The following is a 21,476-nucleotide window of genomic DNA, read 5'->3' as shown; positions in this document are numbered from 1 at the left end:
CGCGTCGCGAGATTGGAGGAGCAGAATGACGAACGATAGCAGACCCTTGGCCATCAGCGCACCGGAGCCGCGCTCGCTCGAGCTTATCTTCACCGGGGATGCGCTGTCGCTCCTTCACTCGAAATACCGCCTCGTCGAGGCAGACCCGGACAATATCGCCGGACTGGGCGACGAGGTGCTCGCTGAGGCGCGCTACATCATCGGCCAGCCGCCGCTGTTGAAGGAAACGCTGGATCGCATGCCGCAACTGCGCTGTATCCTGAATGTCGAGAGCAATCTCATCAATAACATGCCCTATGAAGTGCTTTTCGAGCGCGGCATCCACGTCGTGACCACAGGCCTCGTTTTTGCCGAACCGGTCGCCGAGATCGGCCTTGGGTTTGCTCTGAGCCTGGCGCGCGGCATCGCCGATGCCGATCTCGATTTCCGCGAGGGCAGGGAACTTTGGGGCGGTGACGGCAACGGCAGCGCCCGGCTGCTTTCGGGCAGCGATATCGGCATTGTCGGCTTCGGAGATCTCGGCAAGGCGCTGAACCGCGTGCTCTCCGGCTTCCGCGCCGATATCAAAGTGTTCGATCCCTGGATGCCGCCATCGATCCTCAAGGAGCATGGCGTGCAGCCCGTTACGCTGGACGAGGTGTTGTCCAGCAGCGATTTCGTCTTCGTGGTCGCATCGGTCACCAGCGAGAACAAGGGTTTTCTCGGTGCGGAGGCTTTCGCGAAAATGCGCAAGGGAGCGGCCTTCATTCTGCTCAGCCGCGCCGACGTCGTCGATTTCGATGCGCTGATGGCAGCAGTCGCTTCCGGTCATATCGTGGCGGCAAGCGATGTCTATCCCGAAGAGCCGCTCGGCCTCGATCATCCCGTGCGCAAGCTCAAGGGCTTCCTCCGCTCGGCTCATCGCGCCGGCGCACTCGACAGCGCCTTCAAGAAGATGGGCGACATGGTGCTGGAGGATATGGATCTGATGGATCGCGGCCTGCCGCCGATGCGCTGCAAGCGCGCCGAGCGGGAGAGCGTGTCGCGCATGCGCTCGAAGCCGGTGACGCGCAACTGATCATGATGCTCCACTCCCGGCACAGTGTTTCCCCGCGCCGGGAGTGGATTTGTATCGGTGGAGCTAGCGGCGGTCGAGCCGGTTGGCTAAGCGATCGCCCAGCCATTGCATGCCGCAGACCAGAATGATCAGCACGATGACGACGGCGATCATGACGCCGGTTTCGAAGCGCTGGTAGCCGTAGCGGATCGCAAGGTCGCCGAGGCCGCCGCCGCCGATGGTGCCTGCCATCGCCGAAGCCCCGATCAGCGTCACCAGCGTCACGGTGAAGCCGGCGACGATGCCGGGCATGGCCTCGGGCACCAGCACTTCGCGGATGATCGTCCAGCGATTGCCGCCCATGGCGCGCACCGCATCGATCAGGCCGCGGTCGACTTCACGCAGGGAGACCTCGGCGATACGGGCATAATAAGGGATCGCGGCGATGGTCAGCGGCACGATCGCGGCCGTTGTGCCGAGCGCGGTGCCGACGATCAGGCGTGTCAGCGGGATGAGGGCAATCAGCAGGATCACGAAAGGCACGGCGCGGAAGCCGTTGACGAGCGCTGCAAGGACGCTGTTGATCGCAGGCTGTTCGGCAATGCCGCCGCGACCGGTGACGACGAGGGCGAGGCCGAGCGGCAGGCCGATGACCAGGGAGAGGAGGCCGGACGCAGCCGTCATCCAAATCGTCTCCCAGAAGGAGCGCCAGAGCAGGCCGAGGATCACATCAGTTGTCATAGCCTAAAACCTCCACCCGGGCGGAGCGGGCTTTCAGAAAATCGCTGACCTGCGCCGGCAGGTCCGGATCGCGCGTCGGGACGGCGACGAAGAAACGGGCAACGGGTTGGTTCTGGATGTGGTCGATGCCGCCGTGAACCAGGCGGAAAGAGCGCGGCAGGGCAGCCGAAAGCTCCGCAAAGAGCGCGCCCTGTGCGGCCGGACCTGCGAGATCGACGCTGAGGATGGCCTCGATACCAGAAGTCGGGGAGAGGCGCGTGGCGATATGTTCCGGCAATTGCGGCCGGATGCCGCCAAGCAAGCTTGCCGTGATCTCCGTTTGTGGATTGGCGAAGACCGACCAGACGGAACCCTCCTCGACGATCCGGCCTGCATCGATGACGGCGACGCGATCGGCGATGGAGCGCACCACCTCCATCTCGTGCGTGATGAGCAGGATGGTCAGGCCGAGTTTGCGGTTGATATCCTTCAGCAGTGCGAGGATGGATCGGGTGGTTTCCGGGTCGAGCGCCGACGTCGCTTCATCCGACAGGAGCAATGCAGGCCGGGCGGCAAGGGCGCGGGCGATGCCGACGCGCTGCTTCTGACCGCCGGAAAGGGCGGCTGGATAGGCTTTGGCCTTGTCGGCGAGGCCGACGAGTTCGAGCAATTCGCGTGCGCGCCGCAGCCGCTCGGCCTTGGCGACGCCCTCGATTTTCAGCGGCAGGGCGATATTCTCTTCGACGGTCTTTGCGGACAGCAGGTTGAAATGCTGGAAGACCATGCCGATGCGGCGGCGCAGCGGCTGGAGTTCCTTTTCCGAGAGGCGGGCAATATCGCGGCCTTCGATATGAATCTCGCCGCTATCGGCGCGCTCCAGCCCGTTCAGGCAACGGATCAGCGTCGATTTGCCGGCGCCGCTGCGGCCGATGATGCCGACGATCTCGCCACGGCGCGCGGTCAGCGAAATACCGTCCAGTGCCGGCGTGCCGCCGAACCGGCGTCGGACATCAACCAGGCGGACGATTTCGTCGCTCGCCGCTCGTTCGGGCGGCGCCTGTCCGTCGATCGATGTTGCTGGGATGAAGGAATTCATGTCTGCTTCCCAATCTTCTTTTTGCGTTCGGCGCGGGTTGAGCGTGGGCTTTAAACACCAAAGGCGGCCCGGGCAAGATGCCCTGGCCGCCCTGCCGCTCAGCGCTGTCCCCCGCGCCCTTCGGTATTAATAGGCGCTCTGGCCGGTACCCTTGTAGACCTTGTCGAATTCGGCCTTGACGGTGTCGTTCTGGTAAGCCGCAACCAGCGTCTTCACCCAGGCCTCGTTCTCGCTGCCCTGCTTGACGGCGATGAAGTTGCGGTACGGGTTGCCGTCAATCGGCTCCTGCGCAATGCGATCCTTCGGGGTCAAGCCGCTCTTCAGCGCCCAGTCGGTGTTGACGACGGCTGCGTCCAGGTCGTCGATCGAGCGGCCGACGATGCCGGCGTCCAGTTCCTTGATCTCGACCTTCTTGGGGTTTTCAACGATGTCGGCGGTCGTGGCGAGAATGCCGGTGCCGTCCTTGAGCTTGATCACGCCCTCGTTCTGCAGCACGCGCAGTGCACGGCCCTCGTTGGACGGATCGTTCGGTACGCCGATGACCGCACCCTTCGGAAGCTCTGCCACGGTCTTGTATTTCTTGGTGTAGAGGCCGATCGGCCAGACGCCGGTATAGCCGACGCTGACGATGTGGTAGCCGTGCTGCTTGATCTGGTTGTCGAGGTAAGGCTTGTGCTGGAAAGCGTTGGCATCGATTTCGCCGCGCTCGAGGGCTTCGTTCGGCTGGGTGTAGTCGTTGAAGACGACCGTCTCGATCTTCAACCCTTTCTTGGCGGCTTCAGCGGTCACGACACGCCAGACATCTTCGTCTTCACCGCTGATGATGCCGACCTTGACCGTCTTGTCTGCCGCGAAAGACGGCGTAGCGGTTGCCGTCCAGCCGAAAACGGCGACAGCGGAGGCAAGGATGGCGGCAAGGCCGGCGCGGCGGGAAAGGCGCAGCGCGTCGAAACCTCTAGAAAGCTTTTCAGTCATGGGAAATCCTGTTCCAGATGATCGAGATCAATATCTCGTTGACGACTTAATCATCTCAGACGCGTGTTCGCATCGCCAAGCAGGATCATGCGTTGTGCGCCGCACTTCTGAAAAACTCTTTTCAGTGCGGTGCAAAGCGGAAACTAATTTTCTATAAATATTGTAGATTATTTATGCGGCAAATGAGATTTTGCCTAAAAAATGTGCAAATTAACGATGGATTGGGTCGATCCAGAGCACCTCTTCCGGTTTTTCCACCGGCTCGATATCGAGATTGACGACGACTGGTTCCTGGCCGGAGCGGACCCGTACGCATTCCAGCGTCTCGTCACGGCTGGCGTTGATTTCCTGATGCGGCACATAGGGCGGTACGAAGATGAAGTCGCCGGGACCGGCTTCGGCGACGAATTCCAGGTTATCACCCCAGCGCATCCGGGCCTTGCCCTTGACGACATAGATGATGCTTTCGAGGTCGCCGTGATGGTGAGCGCCGGTCTTGGCATTGGCGTGAATCGTCACGGTCCCGGCCCAGATATTCTCGGCGCCGGCGCGAGCCTTGCTGATGGCCGTCGCGCGGTTCATGCCGGGGGTTTGTGCGGTATTCGGATCAAGCGCATTACCGGGAATGATCTTGATGCCGTGTTCGCGCCAATCGACGGGCTGATAGTCGTGATCGTGCTCGTCGTGATGCTGAGTTCATGATCGCCGCACATGGCGTTCCCTTTGCTCTTGGGGGAGATTCGCGCACCTTTCGTCGGCACATGGCAATTTCATACTACGCGAAGCCATTCAAAAATAAAGAGAATTACAGAAAATTCTTAAAGAGGCTTTTCAAGTCGAGATTAATCTATAGACTTGATCAAGTTAGATGACCGGTGGGAAACATTTCGTGTGCATCCCGCGTTGCGCCGGTCGCAAGATGGTTTGCCGCGCCGCTCCCCCAATTAAGGCGCGCCAAGCTGAAGAAGCAGCGCTTGGGTCTCGGAGGAGAGACCATCCACTTTCATATATGCGCCGGACTTCCAATTGAAAGGAGACAGACATGTCGAATGCCTTGCCGCCCCTTCATGAGGGTCATGCCCCTATCACTCTGCAGCAGCTTTTCCGCGAAGCGCTCTATGCCTTCGAGGAATGGGAAAGCGAAGTAACCGAACCGATCGTGACGTTCGAAGGACGCATCCATCCCATCAGCGTCGTGTTCGAAGCCATGCGCGAATGCACTGATATCGTGCCCAACAATATCGTCTCGGCCGTGACCGAGCGGCTGACCAAGCCTTGGGAAGGCGAGGGCCCGCTCGACACGATGACCTTTTCGACCGCCGCCCGCGTGATGGGCGTTCTGGTTCGCAAAAGGCTGCTGGTCGTGAACAACGGCGTCAACGTCGCTGCCATTGCGGCAGACACCCAGGCAGCGGAAACGTCGGATCGCTGATAGCGAAGATTGTTTATGGAAGGCCCGCCGGCGTGTGCCCGCGGGCCTTTTGCGTTTCATCGGTCGCTGACATCGAATTCCGGATCTACGGGGATCTGCATCGCCGTCACGAGGTGATTGGTTTGACCGGCCAGCCCGATAACCGCCAGCAACTCCCCATGCTGGGCGTCAGTCATGCCCTTCGCCCTGGCGGCGGCGGTATGCGAATGGACGCAATAGGTGCAGCCGTTGGCCGTGGAGACGGCTATGTAGATCATCTCGCGCACGAGCGGATCAAGTGCGCCTTCCGCCACCATGACCGCTTTCAGGCCTTCCCAGGTGCGTTTGAGCAATGCAGGATCATTGGCGAGGCCACGCCAGAAATTATTGACGAAATCGGATTTTCTCACCGCGCGAATGTCGTCGAACACAGCCTTCACCGCCGGAATTGCCTCGGCTTCCGCATCATCGAGCAATTTGACCGTCGCCATTCCTTATCTTCCTTTCTTTCCAGCAACTCTCACTACGTGGAACCATACTGTATTTCCTGACGACATGGGTAAGCGGAGCTTCCATTATCCGCCCTCTTTTCGTTTGCAAAAATCATCCATATGTGAAAATACTATTCACATAAGAAGATTGAGGCTGACGCAGGAACCGGTGACGAGGATAGTCCTCAAGGCGGAGAGGCACCTTGAGCCGAGGTGAAGTCAGGGGAGCGGGAATAACAATGGCGCTGAAGAAGGACTTGCCGCTGGCCGGACTTGTCGTTGTCGACATGAGCCAGTTTCTGTCGGGTCCTTATTGTTCGCTGCGGCTGATGGACCTCGGCGCGAGGGTCATCAAGATCGAGCGCCCCGGTGGCGGCGATCTTTCGCGCGGGCTTTATCTCAGCGACGATGAGAGCGGTGATTCGACGATTTTCCATGCCATCAACCGTTCCAAGGAAAGCCTGGCGATGGACCTGAAGAACGAGCGCGATATGAGTGCGCTTCGCAGGCTCGTCTCCAAGGCGGATGTGCTCGTACAGAATTTTCGCCCCGGCGTGATCGAGCGACTGGGGCTGGATTACGAGGCCGCAAGCAAGCTCAATCCCCGTCTCGTCTATTGCTCGATCAGCGGTTACGGCGAAGAGGGGCCATGGGTCGCGCGGCCGGGGCAGGATCTTCTAGCGCAATCGCGCTCCGGGGTCATGTGGCTGAACGGCGACGAGGGACAGGGACCGGTGCCTTTCGGCCTGGCGATCGGCGATATGCTGGCCGGTGCAGCTGCGGCCCAGGGCATTCTGGCGGCGCTGGTACGGCGCGGCGTGACGGGTGAGGGCGGACTGGTGGAGACCAGCCTGTTGGAAGCCCTGGTCGATCTGCAGGTCGAGGTGCTGAGCGTGCACATGAACAACGGCAATAAGCTGCCGGAGCGCTCTCATGTCCGCAGTGCGCATGCCTATCTTTCCGCGCCCTATGGCGTCTACCCCGCCGCCGACGGCTATCTCGCCATCGCCATGGCGCCGATTTCCAAGCTCGCCGATCTGCTCGGCATGGACGAGCTTGCGCCCTATCGTGATGACCCCAAAAGCTGGTTCACAGCACGCGATGAAATCAAGGCGCTGATCGCTGCGCGCATCGCCAGCCGCAACGTTGACGATTGGCTTGCGATACTCGAACCTGCCGACATCTGGTGCGCAAAAGTGTTGAACTGGCCGGAGCTTCTGGACAGCGAAGGTTTTCGCGTTCTCGACATGCTGCAGACGGTCGGGCGCGATGATGGCGTCAGCTTGCAGACAACCCGTTCGCCCATTCGCATCGATGGGCGGCGACCGAAATTCGAGCGTGCGGCCCCGCACGTTGGCGAGCATAATGCGGCGCTCTGGGAGGAGTTCGACCTTGGCTGAAGGGGTCGAGAGGTCGCGATGGATTTAGAAGGAGTTTTCCAATGACGCGCATCACCAATCTTCGCGTTTTCGATTTGCGCTTCCCGACATCGCAGAGCCTCGACGGTTCGGATGCGATGAATCCGGATCCGGACTATTCGGCAGCCTATGTCATCCTCGAGACCGATAAGCCGGGCCTTGCCGGCCATGGCCTGACCTTCACCATCGGCCGCGGCAATGACATTTGCTGCATGGCGATCGAGGCGATGCGGCATCTGGTCGTGGGAACGGAGCTTGCGACGGTTCTGGAAAACCCAGGCAAATACTGGCGGCATCTGACCAGCGACAGCCAGCTACGCTGGATCGGCCCGGAGAAGGGCGCGATGCATCTGGCAACCGGCGCCGTCGTCAACGCTGTCTGGGATCTGCTGGCCAAGGAAGCCGGCAAGCCGGTCTGGCGGCTGGTGGCTGAGATGGACGCCGAGCAGATCGCCGATATCGTAGACTATCGTTACCTGACCGATGTGCTGACCCGCGACGACGCCGTCGCCATCCTGAAGAAGGCGGAGGCCGGCAAGGCCGACCGCATCGCCACGCTCGAGCGCGAGGGCTATGCCTGCTACACGACCTCGGCCGGCTGGCTCGGTTACGACGATGCTAAGCTGCGCCGCCTGTGCCAGGAGGCGATCGATGCCGGCTTCAACCATGTGAAGATGAAGGTCGGCCGTGATCTCGAGGACGATATTCGCCGCCTGACCATCGCCCGCGAAGTGATCGGTCCGGACCGCTATCTGATGATCGACGCCAATCAGGTTTGGGAGGTCAATCAGGCGATCGACTGGGTGAAGAAGCTCGCCTTCGCCAAACCCTTCTTCATCGAAGAACCCACAAGCCCTGACGATGTTGCCGGACACCGCAAGATCCGCCAGGCCATCGGCCCGGTGAAGGTCGCGACGGGCGAGATGTGTCAGAACCGCATCATGTTCAAGCAGTTCATCGCCGAGGGTGCGATCGACATCGTGCAGATCGATTCCTGCCGCATGGGCGGCCTCAATGAAGTGCTGGCGGTGCTGCTGATCGCTGCCAAGTATGGATTGCCGGTCTGGCCGCATGCCGGCGGCGTCGGGCTTTGCGAATATGTGCAGCACCTGTCGATGATCGATTATATCGCCGTATCCGGCACCAAGGACGGCCGCGTCATCGAATATGTCGATCACCTGCACGAGCATTTCATCGACCCCTGCATCATCCGCGACGCGGCCTATATGCCGCCGAGCCTGCCGGGCTTCTCGATCGAGATGAAGCCGGAATCGATCGCGGAATATACGTTCAAGGGGTGAGTGCAGCCGTAATTTCCTTCTCCCCTCGGGGAGAAGGTGGCCCGAAGGGTCGGATGAGGGGGTGTGTTGCTTTGAATTCCCGAGCTTTCGTGTTCCTGGCACCTTCCCCTCATCCGCCTATCGGCACCTTCTCCCCGAGGGGAGAAGGGATTGTGCCACAATGATCTCGCCTCACATGCGGTTGCACCATGCCATTTGGCTGGCTCCTGTCGTTCATGCTTGGAAGATCCGCCTTACATGTTCTTGTCCAACCACTCCTGAACGACCGGCACGTCGGCATCGTCAAACTCATGACCGCCGGGAACGGTCGCAAGTTCGACCTTTGCGCCGCCAGCGCGCAGGCGTTCGGTCAGCGGTTGGGCATAGGGGCCATACAAATCCTTCTCGCCTGCGACCACCAGCACATCGGCATCCGACATATCAGCCGCTGGCGGATTTTCGAGTACGGTCATGGAGCGCAGCAGCACTGCGCGGCGGATCAGATGCGGGTATAGCGACAGCATGGCGTTCAGCATGTTGGCGCCGTTCGAGTAGCCAATATAGACGATGCGGTCCGGATCGAGCCTATAGGCATGGACCGCGCCGTCGATGAAGGCAGCAAGGGCTTCGGCCTCGCTGGCGATGTCGGCCTGATCGAAGCTCATCGGCCCGTTGCGACGGAACCAGCGTGGCGCACCTTCTTCAAGCGCCCGGCCGCGCACGGTGAGCAAGGTCGCATTGGGATCGATCTCGTGACCAAGCGGCAGCATCGTCGTTTCGTTGGCGCCGGAACCGTGCAGCAGAATGAAGACATTGCCGTTCGGCTCATCGGGCGTGAAGAAGCGATGGATGAAGGGCAGGTCACGATAGATGACGCGCGGCTCTCCGGGCATGGAGAACTGCGGCAGGATCACGTTCAGCTTTGCCAAAAGCTTCGGACTGTCGCCGGGAGCGAAGAGGCGCGTGCCAAGTGCTGCTTCATCCTCGTCGATCAACATGCCAGGCGCATCCGTCGCGAGTTCGAACAGGATCTGGCCAGGTTCGCGGACATAGAGCGAGCGGAAATATTTGCGGTCATGCATCGTCGTCGGGCCAGAATTGATCGCCTGCAGTGCGCTGTGGACCGACTGCAATTCCGCATCATCGGCGGCGCGAAAGGCGACATGATCGACCGTACCCGTACCCGGGGCGCTCGCCCAGAAGCCGCGGGCATCTCGGATGTCGAGGATATCGCCAGGCTCCGAGACAAGCCGGCTGATCGCCCCGCTGGTAGTAAACGGCCGGTAGTCGAAATGGTCGACCAAAATAGCCTGCGTCTCCTCGGGCGTTTCGGTGAACAGCGTTGCGCCGCGGATGCGGCGGATCGCATGCTCCTGCGGAATGGCATCGCTCGTCCACGGCGCCGTTGCTTGGAGGGCATTGGTCCCGACGAGCTTGACGATGACGCCATCAGGATCCTTCAGCCTCAGGACCGGCTCGCCGAATTCCTCCGATGGGCCTTCCGGTTTGAGGCCGGCGCTCAGGGCGCGCGTCAGCCAGAAACCGATGCTTGCCGGATCGATGGCGAGCGAGATTTCGCCGATCTGGCCGACGCCGGCGCGGCCGGGAGAACCATCCTCCCAAACCAGAAAGGTAATCAGCGAGCCGGGAGAGCCCTTGGCGTCGCCATAGAGGAGATGAAGCTGCGTGGCGTCCTCGAAGCCGCCGGTGCGCTTGACGAGGCGCAGGCCGAGGAAGCCGACGTAGAAATCGACATTCGCCTGGACCTTGCGCGTGATCAGCGTGATGTGATGGATGCCGGCGACCATGGGATGCTCCAGACTGTTACTTCGTTCTGGTCGCTATTTAGGTCGAGGTCATTGTTCAATGCAATGTGCTGCTCGTGAAGGCACTGTTCACAAAAGTCGCTATTGCAGGAGTGGGCGGGAGGCGAGCATCAGTGCTCGCCAAGGCTGTCTTCCGGCGATCTGCGGCGGTGGCCGCTGATTTCCGAACCGGCGGTCCGCGAGAAGCTGGCGTTCCAGATCACCGCAAGCAGCGCAATGGCTGTCACAACGATGAAGGCGACGGAGAAGTCGATCATCTTGGCCTTTGTCTCTCCGCGGAACTGCATCGAACCATGCAGGGCCAAGGCGGCGACGCAGATGCCGAGGGACAGCATCAGCTGTTGGAAGGTCGAGTAGAAGCTCGTCGCAATGCTCATGCGGTCGCGCTCGATCTCGTCATAGGCGATCGTGTTGTAGGCCGTGAACTGGAACGACATGAAGAAGCCGCAGAAGAACAGGATCACGAAGATGACGGGCAGCGGCCAATCCGGCTTGAAAAGCGCGCACATGCCATAGCCGAGCGTGCCGATCAGGCCGAAGACGATCAACGCCGTGCGGAAGCCGAGCGTCCGAAGGATGCGGACCTGCAGCGGCTTCATGGCCATGGAGCCGAGCGCGGTCGCGATGGCGATCTGGCCGGCGGCGGCCGCCGAAAGGCCGAAACCGAGCTGCAGCATCAGCGGGATCAGGAAGGGATGGGCGCCCTGACTGATGCGCGTCAGCGAACCGGCGATGACCGAAGTGCGAAAGGTCGGCACCTTCATCAAGGAGAAATCCATGATCGGCGAGGGATGCTTGCGGGCATGGCGTAGATAGGCGATGCCGAAGAGCAGGCCGACGGAGATGAGGAAGACAGCGAGATAGCCTTCGCCCTCGCGGCTCGACATTTCGAAGCCGAAGAGCAGCGATCCCAGCGAAATGCCCGAGAGGATAAAGCCGGAGAGATCGAAACGGCCGGTGCGCGGGCCTTTTACTTCCTCGATGAACATGGTCACCAGGATGAAGCCGATGATACCGATCGGCACATTGATATAGAAAATCCAGCGCCAGTCGAGATAGGTGACGAACAAACCGCCGACCGGTGGGCCGAGAATGGGGCCGACCAGCGCCGGGATCAACAGCCAGGACATGGCGTTGACCATGTCCTTGCGGGCGACGCTGCGCATCAGCACCAGACGGCCGACGGGCAGCATCATAGCGCCGCCGAGACCCTGAAGGAGACGCGCGATCACGAGGAAGAACAGGTTCGGCGCCTGCGCGCAGAGAAGCGAGCCGACAACAAAGACCGCGATGGCGGAGCGGAAGACTGTGCGTGACCCGAAGCGGTCGGCGATGGCGCCGCTGGCGGGAATGAAGATCGCCAGGCTGAGAAGGTATGAAGTCAGCGAGATACTCATGGCCGGCGCGCTGACGCCGAAGTCTCTCGCCATGGTCGGAAGGGCTGTTGCGAGCACGGTCGCGTCGAGCTGTTCCATGAACATCGCACTTGCTACGATAAGTGCTACTACACGAAAATTCGGTGCGGCCCGCCGGACGGGGGCGGCCTGGAATATCTGATCCGACATTGTCGGGGATCGCTCTCGATGGTGCGGTGGGGTCCGAAGACAGAACCGCAAGTCTGGTCATGGCGCGAAGGCCTATTTGAACGGCGGTTTGTATACTCCTGCTTGCACGCGATTGCTATATCAGAAATCGCAAATCCCATTCATGGGATGAAAAAAATGACGCACATGCAGGGACAAACGGCATCAAATGAACGTGAGGTGAATGGATAGGCGCGATATCGCGTCGAAATGCTCACGCTTGGTTTTTTCGCGTAAGATAATGTGCTCGTTTGGCCGGATGCCATAGGCAGAAAGACCGGTGCCAATTGGTGGTGGCACCGGTCCGAGTCGTCGTTTTCAGCAGGCACCGAGGTGATCAGTAGCCTTCGGCAAGTCCCGAGCCGGCGCGACTGTCTACGGCGCCGTTGTAGCGGGCGCCACCGCCCTTGGCGATGTCGCTGAGGCTCTTGCCGCCGACAAGGATGCCAGCGGCCTGACCCCAGATCGGCCAGCTATTGTCGACCTGAACCGTGTAGCCCATGCCGGTCAGAAGCTTGATCGTATCGGGCGAAAGCGCACGCGGCTCCATGTAGACCTTGTCCGGTAGCCATTGGTGATGAATGCGCGGAGCATCGATCGCCTCCTGAATGTTCATGCCGAAATCGATGACGTTGATGATTGCTTCCAGCGTGATGGTGATAATGCGCGAGCCGCCGGGGCTGCCGATCACCATGAAGGGCTTGCCGTCCTTGGTGACTATCGTCGGGCTCATGGAGGAGAGTGGCGTCTTCTTCGGCTGGATGGCATTGGCCTCGCCCTGCACCAGGCCATAAAGGTTGGGCACGCCGGGCTTGGAGGTGAAGTCGTCCATCTCGTTGTTCAAGAGGATGCCTGTGCCGGGTGCAACGACGCCGGCGCCGAAGGAGCCGTTCAGCGTATAGGTGACGGCGACAGCATTGCCGTCATTGTCGATGATCGAATAATGCGTTGTTTCGTGGCTTTCGCCGAGGCCTTTCGGCATCAGGTCCTTGGAGATGCCAGCCTTATAGGGCGAGATGCCGTCGCGGATCTTCTGGGCATAGGCTTTATCCAGCAGCTTGCTGACGGGGTTGTCGACGAAGTCGGGATCGCCGAGTGCCGAGTTGCGGTCGACATAGGCATAGCGCATGGCTTCGACCATATAATGGACCGTGTCGGCCGAGGCGTAACCGGTATAGGAGAGCGGGTAGCCTTCCAGCACATTGAGGATTTCGCAGATGATGACGCCGCCGGAGGAGGGCGGCGGCGAGGAAATGATCTCATAGCCGCGATAGTTGCACTTCACGGGCTCGAGCTCGCGGACCTTATATTGTTCGAAATCCTGGTTTGCGAGAATGCCGCCCTTGTCCTGGCTTGCCTTGACGATGGCGTTGGCGACCGGCCCCTTGTAAAAGCCATCCGGCCCCTGATCGGAAATGCCGGATAGGGCATTGGCGAGATCCGGCTGGACCAGCTTGTCGCCTGTTGCGAAGGGCTTGCCGTCGGACTTGGTGAAGATCGCGGCGGTGGCCGGGTCGCGCGACAGCCACGCCTTGCCCTCATTCAGTTCGGCAGCATCGGCCTGGTTCAGCGTGAAGCCTTCCTTGGCATAACGAATGGCCGGCGCAATCAGATCCTGGCGGGACTTGGTGCCGTATTTCTCGCGGGCTGTCTCGAAGCCCATGACCGAGCCGGGGACGCCGACGGCGAGATAGCCATCGGTGCTGGCGCCTTTGACGATATTGCCCTTGTCGTCGAGATACATGCCTTTGGTCGCCGCCAAGGGTGCGCGTTCGCGAAAATCGAGGAAGGTCGTCTTGCCGTCGCGCATGCGGATGGTCATGAAGCCACCGCCGCCGATATTGCCGGCGGTCGGGTAGACCACGGCCAGTGCATAGCCGACCGCAACCGCAGCATCGACGGCATTGCCGCCATTCTTCAGCACTTCGACGCCGACATCGGTGGCGAGGTGTTGAGCGGTGACCACCATGCCATGCTCCGCCTCGACCGGTGGCGGCGCGGCAGCTCTGGCGGTGACGGAAAAGAGAGCAAATGTGACCAGGGTTATCGACGAAATCGCCCGCTGGCGGAAGTGGCGCATGATGAATATGCCTCCCATTGTTATCTTGATGGAAAATCGCCAACGAATGACATGGCGTCGCGCGCGAAAATGGCGATATCCGCTGTCACAATTTTTTAGAGCGTGATGCCGAAAAGTGTATGCGGTTTTCGGACGACATCACGCTCTATTTCTTTGATTGTAGAGCGGATTCAGATTTTAGGTCGACCCGACCTAAAATCATCCGGCTCTAATGGAGCGATCCCGCCGCGGCCGGAAGCCGGCGCACTATGTCTTTCATGCACTACTACGGATAATTTTGGTCCTCCTTTCGCGCGGAAAATCGCTTCGCACTTGCAATATTTCTTTTATTAGTTGAGCCTATTTTAGATTGTTGCTTGTCGAGGCGAGTATTGCGTGGAGGGTAATTATGGCCGTGACGAAGCTCGAGCAATGGAAGAGCGAGCGCAGGAGTAAGACCAGGCCATTCATCGTTGGCGAGAGGACACACGTCGTGGAAATCGAGTGCGACCATTGCAGCCGGCACTTCTTCCGATGGACATCGACTGCAGCCGCCTATTGGCGCTGTGACGATTGCACCGCAATTGTCTAAGACACCCGTTCCGGTGGTTACACGATCAGGATGGCACGGAAGTCGTTGACGTTCGTTCCTGTGGGGCCGGGGACGAAGAGATCGCCGATGGCATTGAAAGCTGTCCACGCGTCATTGTTTGCCAGCATCTCGGCCGGCACTAGTCCAGCCTGGCGCAGACGCGCCACCGTAGCCGCATCGGCAAAGGCGCCGGCATTGTCCTCGCTGCCGTCAATGCCATCGGTATCAGCGGCCATGGCGTGAATGCCGGAGTGGGCGTCGATATCGATGGCGAGCGACAGCAGGAATTCCGAGTTCCGTCCGCCCTTGCCCTTGCCTTTCAGCGTTACAGTCGTTTCGCCGCCTGACAGCAGTACGATCGGCTTGGCGAAAGGCCTGTTGCGGTGAAGCACTTCGCGGGCGATGGCGGCGTGGACATGCGCAGCTTCGCGGGCCTCGCCTTCGATGGCGTCGGAGAGGATGGCCGCTTCGATGCCGACGGCACGCGCCACCTCAGCAGCAGCTTCCAGCGAGACGCCGGCAGAGGCGATGACATGGACTTCATTGCCGGTAAAACGAGGATCGTCCGGGCGCGGCGCGTCCGCATCCGCCTTCTCGATATGGGCGAGAACGGCCGGTGGCAGTTCGATCTGGTAGAGGCGGATGAGGTCGAGCGCATACGCGCGCGTGCCGGCGCCGGGCACGGTTGGGCCGGAGGCCACCAGCGCAGGGTCGTCGCCGGGAATGTCCGAGACGACGAGCGAGACAACCTTGGCGGGATGGGCTGCTGCCGCGAGTCGGCCACCCTTGATGGTCGACAGATGCTTGCGAATGACATTCATCGCCGAGATCGGCGCGCCGGAGGCGAGCAGTGCCTTGTTGACCGCGATTTCGTCCGCAAGGCTCAGGCCGTCCGCTGGCGAGGGAAGCAGCGCCGAGCCACCGCCTGATATCAGCGCGATCACCAGATCGTCCTCCGTCAGGCCCTCGACAAGTTTCAGAAGCCGGCGGGAAGCGACGAGGCCTGCTTCGTCCGGCACGGGATGGGCGGCTTCGATGATCTCGATCCGGCGGCAGGGGGCTGAAAAACCGTATCGCGTCACGACAAGGCCTTCCAGCGGGCCGTCCCAGCATTGCTCCAGCGCGGCCGCCATCTGGGCAGATCCCTTACCGGCGCCGACGACGATCGTGCGACCCTTTGGTTTGGCCGGCAGATGCGTGCGAATGCCGGTCAACGGATCGGCTGCGCGAACGGCGGCATCGAACAGCGAGGTCAAGAAGGTACGGGGATCGGTAACGGTCATGTCGAACTGCCTGTTTGCTAGAGCGTTTATACGCAATTCCGGACGGAAAACCGCTGCGCATTTTTCCTGAAATTGCTTCTCAGAGCCTGTAACCATTTGGTGGCTTAACTGGCTGGAAGACGCAAGTGCCACGAACTGCAATTGTGTCCCGCGCGATGAATCCCTATGTAGAAGGAAAGGGTTTCCCGCTTTTATTTCAAGGATTTTCGACATGGCCGAACTGAAAGTGAAGACGAGGCAGACGGGCGCGACCGCTACGGTCGGCCGCACCGGTTTTCCGCATGTGACCTCGGTGACGGGTGGCGAAATCGACATCGTGACTTCGCCGTCGCAGCCGGGTTTCAATCCGCTCGATCTGCTCTATTCGTCGCTCTCGGCCTGCCTGGTCTTGAGCGCCCGCATGGCAGCCAGCAGCCTCGGCGTGCTGGACAAGCTCACCGAGGTCACAGCCGTCGTGACGGGCGAAAAGGCGACCGAAGGCCTGTCCCGCGTGGAGAAATTCAACATCGCCTTCACGATCAAGGGCGATTTCAGTGATGAGGTGCGCAACGCGATCGCGCATGCGGCCGAAGATGAAATCTGCACCGTGAGCAACACGATCCGCGGCAATCCGCAGTTCGAGACGACGATTTCGGGATAGTCGCTAAAGCCCCTCATCCGCCCTGTCGGGCACCTTCTCCCCGTTTTGACGGGAAGAAGGGATGGCCGCGCCATCGCCGTTTCCTCTCTCGCGCTGAGTTGGGCGAGGATACAGAGGTCATTCCCTCTCCCCGCGTGCGGGGAGAGGGTTAGGGTGAGGGGCAATTTCGTCACTTCGCCGGAAACTCAAACCCTTCAAGATAAGGCCCGAGCTCCGGGTCGATATCCACCTTCACGGCATTGTTGTAGATCGCGGTTGCGATCATGATTCCCGCGAAAGCCACGAGGTTGGCAAGCGTCGGCTCGTCATAGCGCGCTTTCAACCGTGCCCAAATCTCTTCGGGAATGGCGTTGGAATCCCTGACGATCCCCTTGCCGAATTCGATCAGCAGCGCCTCGTCTTCGCTCGGTATGATCGTTTCCAGCGTCAGGCCGGCATTGATAAGAGCGCGCCGGAAGAAGCCGACCGGGATGATCGAGCGGCATTCGATCGCAATGGCATGGCAGAGCAGCCAGACGGCGCGATCGTCCAGCGCGGGACGCAATTCCTCGCGCAGGGGAAACCATTCCGCATAGATACGATGCGCGACCGGCGAATGCAGCAATGTCCGCTTCATATTCGTCATGCGGCCACGCAATTGTATTTCGCGATCATGCTCGGCGCGCACGGCCTCGGAAGCAGTCTCGTAATCGATCGGCGTGATATGGCTCATGTCATCTCTCTTACTGCGCGGCTTCAGCGGCAGCCTTGAAGAAGCGGTTTTCCGGCCGTGGCAGGCCGAGGTGTTCGCGCAATGTCGTGCCTTCGTAGTCGCGACGGAAGATGCCGCGGCGCTGAAGCTCTGGAACGACGCGGGTGGTCACGTCAAGCAGGCCCTGGGGCAGGAAGGGGAAGACGACGTTGAAACCGTCCGAGCCTTCCTCGTGCAGCCATTGCTCCATTTCATCGGCGATGCTCTCAGGCGTGCCGACGAAGGCAAGGCCGGCGTAGCCACCGAGGCGCTGAGCCAACTGGCGCACGGTGAGCTTTTCGGTTTCGGCAAGCGCGATGACGCGCTCGCGGCCGCTCTTGCTCGCGTTGGTTTCCGGAATCTCCGGCAGCGGGCCGTCTGGATCGAACTTGGAGGCATCATGTCCCAGCGCGATCGACAGGGATGCAATGGCACTGTCGTAATGAACGAGGCTGTCTAGCTTTGCCCGCTTCGCCTTTGCTTCCTCGATCGTGTCGCCGACGACGATGAAGGCGGCGGGCAGGATCTTCAGATGATCCGGATTGCGGCCGATGGCCTTCATCCGTCCTTTGATATCGGCAAAGATTGACTTGCCGTCGGCGAGGTTGCGGGGCGCTGCAAAGACGGCTTCGGCCGTTTCGGCGGCAAGCTGACGGCCGGCGTCGGATTGTCCGGCTTGCACGATGACGGGCCAGCCCTGCGGCGGCCGCGCGATGTTAAGAGGCCCGCGGACGCTCAATTCCTCGCCCTTATGCCCGAGGACATGCATCCGCTCGGGATCGAAGAAGATGCCGCTTTCGGGATCGCGGAGGAAGGCGTCGTCGGCGAAGCTGTCCCAGAGGCCGGTGACGACATCATAGAATTCGCGGGCGCGATGGTAGCGCTCGCCATGCTCCATGTGCTCTTCGAGGCCGAAGTTCAGCGCGGCATCGGGATTGGATGTGGTGACGATGTTCCAGCCGGCGCGGCCGCCGCTGATGTGATCGAGGGAGGCGAAGCGGCGGGCGATGTGATAGGGCAGATCAAAGGTGGTGGAGGCAGTGGCGACGAGGCCGATCCTGTCAGTCACGGCGGCGAGCGCCGAAAGCAGGGTGAAGGGCTCGAAAGACGTCACCGTCTGGCTGCGCTTCAAAGCCTCGATCGGCATGTTGAGGACCGCCAGGTGATCAGCCATGAAGAAGGCGTCGAATTTCGCCTTTTCCAGCTCCTGCGCGAAGCTTTTGATGTGCTGAAAATTGAAGTTGGCGTCCGGATAGGCGCCGGGATAACGCCAGGCACCGGTATGCAGGCTGACGGGACGCATGAAGGCGCCCAGCTTCAATTGCTTCTGTTCGGTCATGGGCTCTCTCTCGAAAATCACTGGGCTATCATGACGTCGTAACGGCGGCGCCCACAGGATAATGCACTACGACGTAGGCGTGCCGGCCGCGCATTCAAAGAGCCGATTTCATTTATTTGATCGCTTTCGCGGAATATTCATCCGTCCTCGGCTTCGGGGCTGTTCTGCCCGGCAAAAACCTTCACAAGCCAATCTATGAAGACGCGGACCCGTGGCGAAAGCTGGCGGCTGCGCGGATAGAGCATCGAGACGGGCGTTCGGGTCGGTGGATAGTCCTCAAGGACATGCAGCAGCTCCCCCGATCGCATGGCTTCCTCTGCGTGATAGCTCGGAACCTGGATCATGCCGAGGCCGAGCTTGGCCGCGGCGAAATAGCTCTCGGCCGCGTTGACGGAGATGGTGGCCGGCAGGGTGATTTCGCGCACGGCGCCATCGATCTGGAATTCCAGCGGCAGCAATCCGCCCGTTGCGGAGGAGCGGAAGCCAACCATGCGGTGGCCGTCGAGCTTCTCCGGATGGGCGGGCATGCCGAAACGTTCGACATAGGCGGGTGCCGCAAGTGTCACCTCTTCCAGCATCGCGACGCGGCGGCCGATCATGTCACTATCCTGCAGCGTACCGACACGCAGCACGCAGTCTATCCCCTCGCGGATGAGATCGACGAACCGGTCGCCTTCGGTGATCTGCAGTTCGATATCGGGATAGGTTTCGAGGAAAGAGGGCAGGTTCGGCAGGACGAAGTGCCGGGCGAGGGTGCCGTGCACATCGACACGGAGTACCCCCTTGGGCTTTGCACCCGCAAAGGCGCCTTCCGCATCTTCGATATCGGAGAGGATGCGCAGGCAGCGCTGGTAATAGGCTTCGCCGTCGAGCGTCGGGCTGACATGCCGCGTCGTGCGCTGCAGCAGGCGCACGCCAAGGCGGGTCTCGATCTGCTTAATGGCATCCGTCACCGTCGAGCGCGGCAGGCCTGAATCCTCAGCCGCTAGTGTGAAGCTGCGCCGTTCCACGACCCGGCAAAACACGCGCATGGCATCGAATCTGTCCATATTATTTGTTCGCAAATTTCGGATAGTGATGCCGATTATTGCCTGATTATCCGCCTCATGAAAAGAGGCATCTTCTCCTCATCGAAACGCGCTACGGCGCAAAAGCAACGAAGGATGAGGAAAATGAGTAGCAATTCCAATAAAGTAGCGATCGTCACCGGCGCATCCCGCGGCATCGGCGCCGCGATCGCCGAGCGTCTGGCCGAAGACGGCTTCACCGTCGTCATCAACTATTCCGGCAGCGAAGCCGCCGCCGAGGAACTCGCCCGCAAGATCGAGGAAAAGGGTGGCAAGGCGCTGACCACGAAGGCCGATGTTTCCGATGTCGAAGCCGTGCGCCGCATGTTCGACGCAGCCGAAGCTGCCTTCGGCGGTGTCGATGTCCTCGTCAACAATGCCGGCATCATGCAGCTTGCCAAGATTGCCGAGGCCGATGACGCGCATTTCGACCGCCACATCGCCATCAACCTCAAGGGCACGTTCAACACGTTGCGCGAAGCCGGCAAACGCCTGCGTGACGGCGGCCGTATCGTCAATTTCTCGACCAGCATCGTCGGCCTGAAGCTCGAAACCTACGGCGTCTATGCCGCAACCAAGGCCGGCGTCGAGCTTCTGACCGGCATCATGGCGAAGGAACTGCGCGGCCGCTCGATCACGGTCAATGCGATCGCGCCCGGCCCGACGGCCACCGATCTCTTCCTGAATGGCAAGAGCGACGAGCTCATCAACCGCATGGCCAAGATGAACCCGCTGGAGCGCCTGGGCACGCCGCAGGATATCGCTGCTGCCGTCTCCTTCCTCGTCGGTCCGGATGGCGGCTGGATCAACGGCCAGACGCTGCGCGCCAATGGCGGCATGATCTGAGCCAATTAGGCGGCAGCGCAATGCCTGCCGTCCTCCACTTCATCGTCAACAACAGCCAATCCTCTGAAGGAACAGGATCATGAGCAAGCAAGTCATCGTAATCACTGGCGCATCGAGCGGCTTCGGCGCTCTGACGGCACGCGCGCTCGCCAAGGCAGGCCATACAGTCTATGCAGGAATCCGCGAAACCAAAGGACGCAATGCAGCGCAGGTCGAGGCAGCAGCGGCTTTCGCCAAAGAAAACAGCGTCGATCTCAGAACCGTCGAACTCGATGTTGCCTCGGATGCTTCCGTCGACGCCGGCATTGCCGCCGTCATCGCCGAGCAGGGCCACATCGATACCATCATCCATAATGCCGGCCATATGTCCTTCGGCCCGGCAGAGGCCTTCACGCCTGCGCAGTTCGCCGAGTTGTACGATATCAACGTGCTCAGCACCCAGCGCGTCAATCGCGCCGTGCTGCCCTACATGCGCAGGCAAGGAAAGGGACTGGTCGTCTGGGTCTCCTCGTCGAGCACGCGCGGCGGTACGCCGCCGTACCTCTCGCCTTATTTCGCAGCCAAGGCCGCCATGGACTCGCTTGCCGTGTCCTATGCATCCGAACTGACACGCTGGGGCATCGAAACCGCTATCATCGTGCCGGGTGCCTTCACGAAGGGCACCAACCACTTCGCTCATTCCGGTTCCCCAGCCGACAAGGCTCGCGCCGCCGAATATGATGACGGCCCCTATGCCGGCGTTCCCGATCAGGCGCTGAAGGGGCTTGCGTCGCTGGAGCCGGCGGATGCCGATGCCGCTTCGGTGGCGACGGCAATCGTGGATATTATCGACATGCCGTTTGGTTCGCGGCCGTTCCGTACCCATATAGATCCTTCAGAGGATGGTGCTGAGATCGTCAACGGTGTTGCCGATCGGGTTCGGGCAGAGCTTTTCCGGCGCATCGGCCTGGAAGACCTGCTGAAGCCGCATGCAAAGGCCTAAGGCCAGCGATCATCCTTTGAGCGTGTCAAATCGCCGCTTCTGTGCCACAGAAGCGGCGATCTGTTGCGTGCATCAGGGCTATTTTGCGTTGTACAGCATTCC

Annotated in this window: 19 protein-coding genes; 7 read left to right on the top strand and 12 right to left on the bottom strand. The window is 60.8% G+C overall.

Annotated features, from left to right (window positions below; translation table 11 throughout):
* The first annotated feature begins 25 nt into the window (after positions 1 to 25).
* Entirely contained in the window at positions 26 to 1,057 is a 1,032-nt protein-coding gene (locus AC13RM_RS21995; protein WP_488555553.1) for a hydroxyacid dehydrogenase, read from the top strand.
* A 63-nt stretch (positions 1,058 to 1,120) separates the two neighbouring features.
* Here the strand turns inward: AC13RM_RS21995 and AC13RM_RS21990 are convergent, their stop codons facing one another.
* From AC13RM_RS21990 to AC13RM_RS21975, 4 genes are all read right to left on the bottom strand, one after another.
* Positions 1,121 to 1,777: a methionine ABC transporter permease gene (locus AC13RM_RS21990; RefSeq protein ID WP_015340947.1), complete on the bottom strand. Its 657-nt coding sequence runs from the start codon at positions 1,775 to 1,777 to the stop codon at positions 1,121 to 1,123.
* Entirely contained in the window at positions 1,767 to 2,852 is a 1,086-nt protein-coding gene (locus tag AC13RM_RS21985) for a methionine ABC transporter ATP-binding protein (RefSeq protein ID WP_488555552.1), read from the bottom strand. The genes AC13RM_RS21990 and AC13RM_RS21985 overlap by 11 nt, the downstream gene beginning before the upstream one ends.
* A 126-nt stretch (positions 2,853 to 2,978) precedes the next feature.
* On the bottom strand, positions 2,979 to 3,827 hold the full coding sequence (locus AC13RM_RS21980) for a MetQ/NlpA family lipoprotein (protein WP_488555551.1): 849 nt from the start codon (positions 3,825 to 3,827) through the stop codon (positions 2,979 to 2,981).
* Between the two features lie 210 nt (positions 3,828 to 4,037).
* Positions 4,038 to 4,463, bottom strand: coding sequence for a cupin domain-containing protein (locus AC13RM_RS21975; RefSeq protein WP_488555576.1), 426 nt, complete (start codon positions 4,461 to 4,463; stop codon positions 4,038 to 4,040).
* A 406-nt stretch (positions 4,464 to 4,869) separates the two neighbouring features.
* On the opposite strand from AC13RM_RS21975, the gene AC13RM_RS21970 reads away from it, so the two are divergent.
* On the top strand, positions 4,870 to 5,259 hold the full coding sequence (locus AC13RM_RS21970) for a BRA0787 family protein (RefSeq protein ID WP_488555550.1): 390 nt from the start codon (positions 4,870 to 4,872) through the stop codon (positions 5,257 to 5,259).
* A gap of 56 nt (positions 5,260 to 5,315) precedes the next feature.
* On the opposite strand, the gene AC13RM_RS21965 is transcribed toward AC13RM_RS21970, so the two are convergent.
* Entirely contained in the window at positions 5,316 to 5,729 is a 414-nt protein-coding gene (locus AC13RM_RS21965; protein ID WP_488555549.1) for a carboxymuconolactone decarboxylase family protein, read from the bottom strand.
* A gap of 239 nt (positions 5,730 to 5,968) precedes the next feature.
* On the opposite strand from AC13RM_RS21965, the gene AC13RM_RS21960 reads away from it, so the two are divergent.
* Both AC13RM_RS21960 and AC13RM_RS21955 read left to right on the top strand, forming a co-directional pair.
* Positions 5,969 to 7,129 carry a CaiB/BaiF CoA transferase family protein gene (locus AC13RM_RS21960; RefSeq protein WP_488555548.1) on the top strand — a complete coding sequence of 387 codons (1,161 nt, stop codon included), beginning with the start codon at positions 5,969 to 5,971 and terminating at the stop codon, positions 7,127 to 7,129.
* A gap of 41 nt (positions 7,130 to 7,170) precedes the next feature.
* The gene (locus AC13RM_RS21955) at positions 7,171 to 8,448 is read left to right on the top strand and encodes an L-fuconate dehydratase (RefSeq protein ID WP_488555547.1); all 1,278 of its coding nucleotides are present in this window, start codon (positions 7,171 to 7,173) and stop codon (positions 8,446 to 8,448) included.
* Between the two features lie 233 nt (positions 8,449 to 8,681).
* On the opposite strand, the gene AC13RM_RS21950 is transcribed toward AC13RM_RS21955, so the two are convergent.
* From AC13RM_RS21950 to AC13RM_RS21935, 4 genes are all read right to left on the bottom strand, one after another.
* Positions 8,682 to 10,235, bottom strand: a complete 1,554-nt coding sequence (locus AC13RM_RS21950) for an alpha/beta fold hydrolase (RefSeq protein WP_374816329.1) — start codon at positions 10,233 to 10,235, stop codon at positions 8,682 to 8,684.
* A 128-nt stretch (positions 10,236 to 10,363) separates the two neighbouring features.
* Positions 10,364 to 11,818, bottom strand: a complete 1,455-nt coding sequence (locus tag AC13RM_RS21945) for an MFS transporter (RefSeq protein WP_440479357.1) — start codon at positions 11,816 to 11,818, stop codon at positions 10,364 to 10,366.
* A gap of 355 nt (positions 11,819 to 12,173) precedes the next feature.
* On the bottom strand, positions 12,174 to 13,916 hold the full coding sequence (ggt, locus tag AC13RM_RS21940) for a gamma-glutamyltransferase (protein ID WP_374816325.1): 1,743 nt from the start codon (positions 13,914 to 13,916) through the stop codon (positions 12,174 to 12,176).
* 588 nt (positions 13,917 to 14,504) lie between these two features.
* Positions 14,505 to 15,770, bottom strand: a complete 1,266-nt coding sequence (locus tag AC13RM_RS21935) for a glycerate kinase type-2 family protein (protein ID WP_374816323.1) — start codon at positions 15,768 to 15,770, stop codon at positions 14,505 to 14,507.
* A 211-nt stretch (positions 15,771 to 15,981) separates the two neighbouring features.
* Here AC13RM_RS21935 and AC13RM_RS21930 point away from each other — a divergent pair, with 211 nt between their 5' ends.
* A complete protein-coding gene (locus AC13RM_RS21930) occupies positions 15,982 to 16,410 on the top strand; it encodes an OsmC family protein (RefSeq protein ID WP_285172870.1) in 429 nt (142 codons plus the stop codon).
* A gap of 169 nt (positions 16,411 to 16,579) precedes the next feature.
* On the opposite strand, the gene AC13RM_RS21925 is transcribed toward AC13RM_RS21930, so the two are convergent.
* From AC13RM_RS21925 to AC13RM_RS21915, 3 genes are all read right to left on the bottom strand, one after another.
* Positions 16,580 to 17,122, bottom strand: coding sequence for a carboxymuconolactone decarboxylase family protein (locus AC13RM_RS21925; RefSeq protein ID WP_488555546.1), 543 nt, complete (start codon positions 17,120 to 17,122; stop codon positions 16,580 to 16,582).
* Positions 17,123 to 17,132: 10 nt separating this feature from the next.
* Positions 17,133 to 18,479 (bottom strand): LLM class flavin-dependent oxidoreductase, encoded by a 1,347-nt coding sequence (locus AC13RM_RS21920; RefSeq protein WP_488555545.1) that lies wholly within the window; start codon positions 18,477 to 18,479, stop codon positions 17,133 to 17,135.
* Between the two features lie 137 nt (positions 18,480 to 18,616).
* Positions 18,617 to 19,528, bottom strand: a complete 912-nt coding sequence (locus tag AC13RM_RS21915; protein WP_488555544.1) for a LysR family transcriptional regulator — start codon at positions 19,526 to 19,528, stop codon at positions 18,617 to 18,619.
* Positions 19,529 to 19,651: 123 nt separating this feature from the next.
* Here AC13RM_RS21915 and AC13RM_RS21910 point away from each other — a divergent pair, with 123 nt between their 5' ends.
* Positions 19,652 to 20,392, top strand: coding sequence for an SDR family oxidoreductase (locus tag AC13RM_RS21910; RefSeq protein WP_488555543.1), 741 nt, complete (start codon positions 19,652 to 19,654; stop codon positions 20,390 to 20,392).
* Positions 20,393 to 20,471: 79 nt separating this feature from the next.
* Positions 20,472 to 21,374 carry an SDR family oxidoreductase gene (locus tag AC13RM_RS21905; RefSeq protein ID WP_488555542.1) on the top strand — a complete coding sequence of 301 codons (903 nt, stop codon included), beginning with the start codon at positions 20,472 to 20,474 and terminating at the stop codon, positions 21,372 to 21,374.
* Positions 21,375 to 21,476 lie beyond the last annotated feature (102 nt).

This window comes from Martinezella sp. CNPSo 3732 (assembly GCF_057784515.1).
This window is presented reverse-complemented; position numbering and strand designations above follow the sequence as displayed.

Excerpts from the sequence above, each read along its gene's own strand:
- AC13RM_RS21950 (WP_374816329.1), bottom strand. The coding sequence starts at position 10,235 with ATGGTCGCCGGCATCCATCACATCACGCTGATCACGCGCAAGGTCCAG.
- AC13RM_RS21920 (WP_488555545.1), bottom strand. The coding sequence starts at position 18,479 with ATGACCGAACAGAAGCAATTGAAGCTGGGCGCCTTCATGCGTCCCGTC.
- ggt (WP_374816325.1), bottom strand. The coding sequence starts at position 13,916 with ATGCGCCACTTCCGCCAGCGGGCGATTTCGTCGATAACCCTGGTCACA.
- AC13RM_RS21970 (WP_488555550.1), top strand. The coding sequence starts at position 4,870 with ATGTCGAATGCCTTGCCGCCCCTTCATGAGGGTCATGCCCCTATCACT.
- AC13RM_RS21955 (WP_488555547.1), top strand. The coding sequence starts at position 7,171 with ATGACGCGCATCACCAATCTTCGCGTTTTCGATTTGCGCTTCCCGACA.
- AC13RM_RS21995 (WP_488555553.1), top strand. The coding sequence starts at position 26 with ATGACGAACGATAGCAGACCCTTGGCCATCAGCGCACCGGAGCCGCGC.
- AC13RM_RS21985 (WP_488555552.1), bottom strand. The coding sequence starts at position 2,852 with ATGAATTCCTTCATCCCAGCAACATCGATCGACGGACAGGCGCCGCCC.
- AC13RM_RS21915 (WP_488555544.1), bottom strand. The coding sequence starts at position 19,528 with ATGGACAGATTCGATGCCATGCGCGTGTTTTGCCGGGTCGTGGAACGG.
- AC13RM_RS21980 (WP_488555551.1), bottom strand. The coding sequence starts at position 3,827 with ATGACTGAAAAGCTTTCTAGAGGTTTCGACGCGCTGCGCCTTTCCCGC.
- AC13RM_RS21910 (WP_488555543.1), top strand. The coding sequence starts at position 19,652 with ATGAGTAGCAATTCCAATAAAGTAGCGATCGTCACCGGCGCATCCCGC.
- AC13RM_RS21965 (WP_488555549.1), bottom strand. The coding sequence starts at position 5,729 with ATGGCGACGGTCAAATTGCTCGATGATGCGGAAGCCGAGGCAATTCCG.
- AC13RM_RS21930 (WP_285172870.1), top strand. The coding sequence starts at position 15,982 with ATGGCCGAACTGAAAGTGAAGACGAGGCAGACGGGCGCGACCGCTACG.
- AC13RM_RS21945 (WP_440479357.1), bottom strand. The coding sequence starts at position 11,818 with ATGTCGGATCAGATATTCCAGGCCGCCCCCGTCCGGCGGGCCGCACCG.
- AC13RM_RS21925 (WP_488555546.1), bottom strand. The coding sequence starts at position 17,122 with ATGAGCCATATCACGCCGATCGATTACGAGACTGCTTCCGAGGCCGTG.
- AC13RM_RS21960 (WP_488555548.1), top strand. The coding sequence starts at position 5,969 with ATGGCGCTGAAGAAGGACTTGCCGCTGGCCGGACTTGTCGTTGTCGAC.
- AC13RM_RS21935 (WP_374816323.1), bottom strand. The coding sequence starts at position 15,770 with ATGACCGTTACCGATCCCCGTACCTTCTTGACCTCGCTGTTCGATGCC.
- AC13RM_RS21905 (WP_488555542.1), top strand. The coding sequence starts at position 20,472 with ATGAGCAAGCAAGTCATCGTAATCACTGGCGCATCGAGCGGCTTCGGC.
- AC13RM_RS21990 (WP_015340947.1), bottom strand. The coding sequence starts at position 1,777 with ATGACAACTGATGTGATCCTCGGCCTGCTCTGGCGCTCCTTCTGGGAG.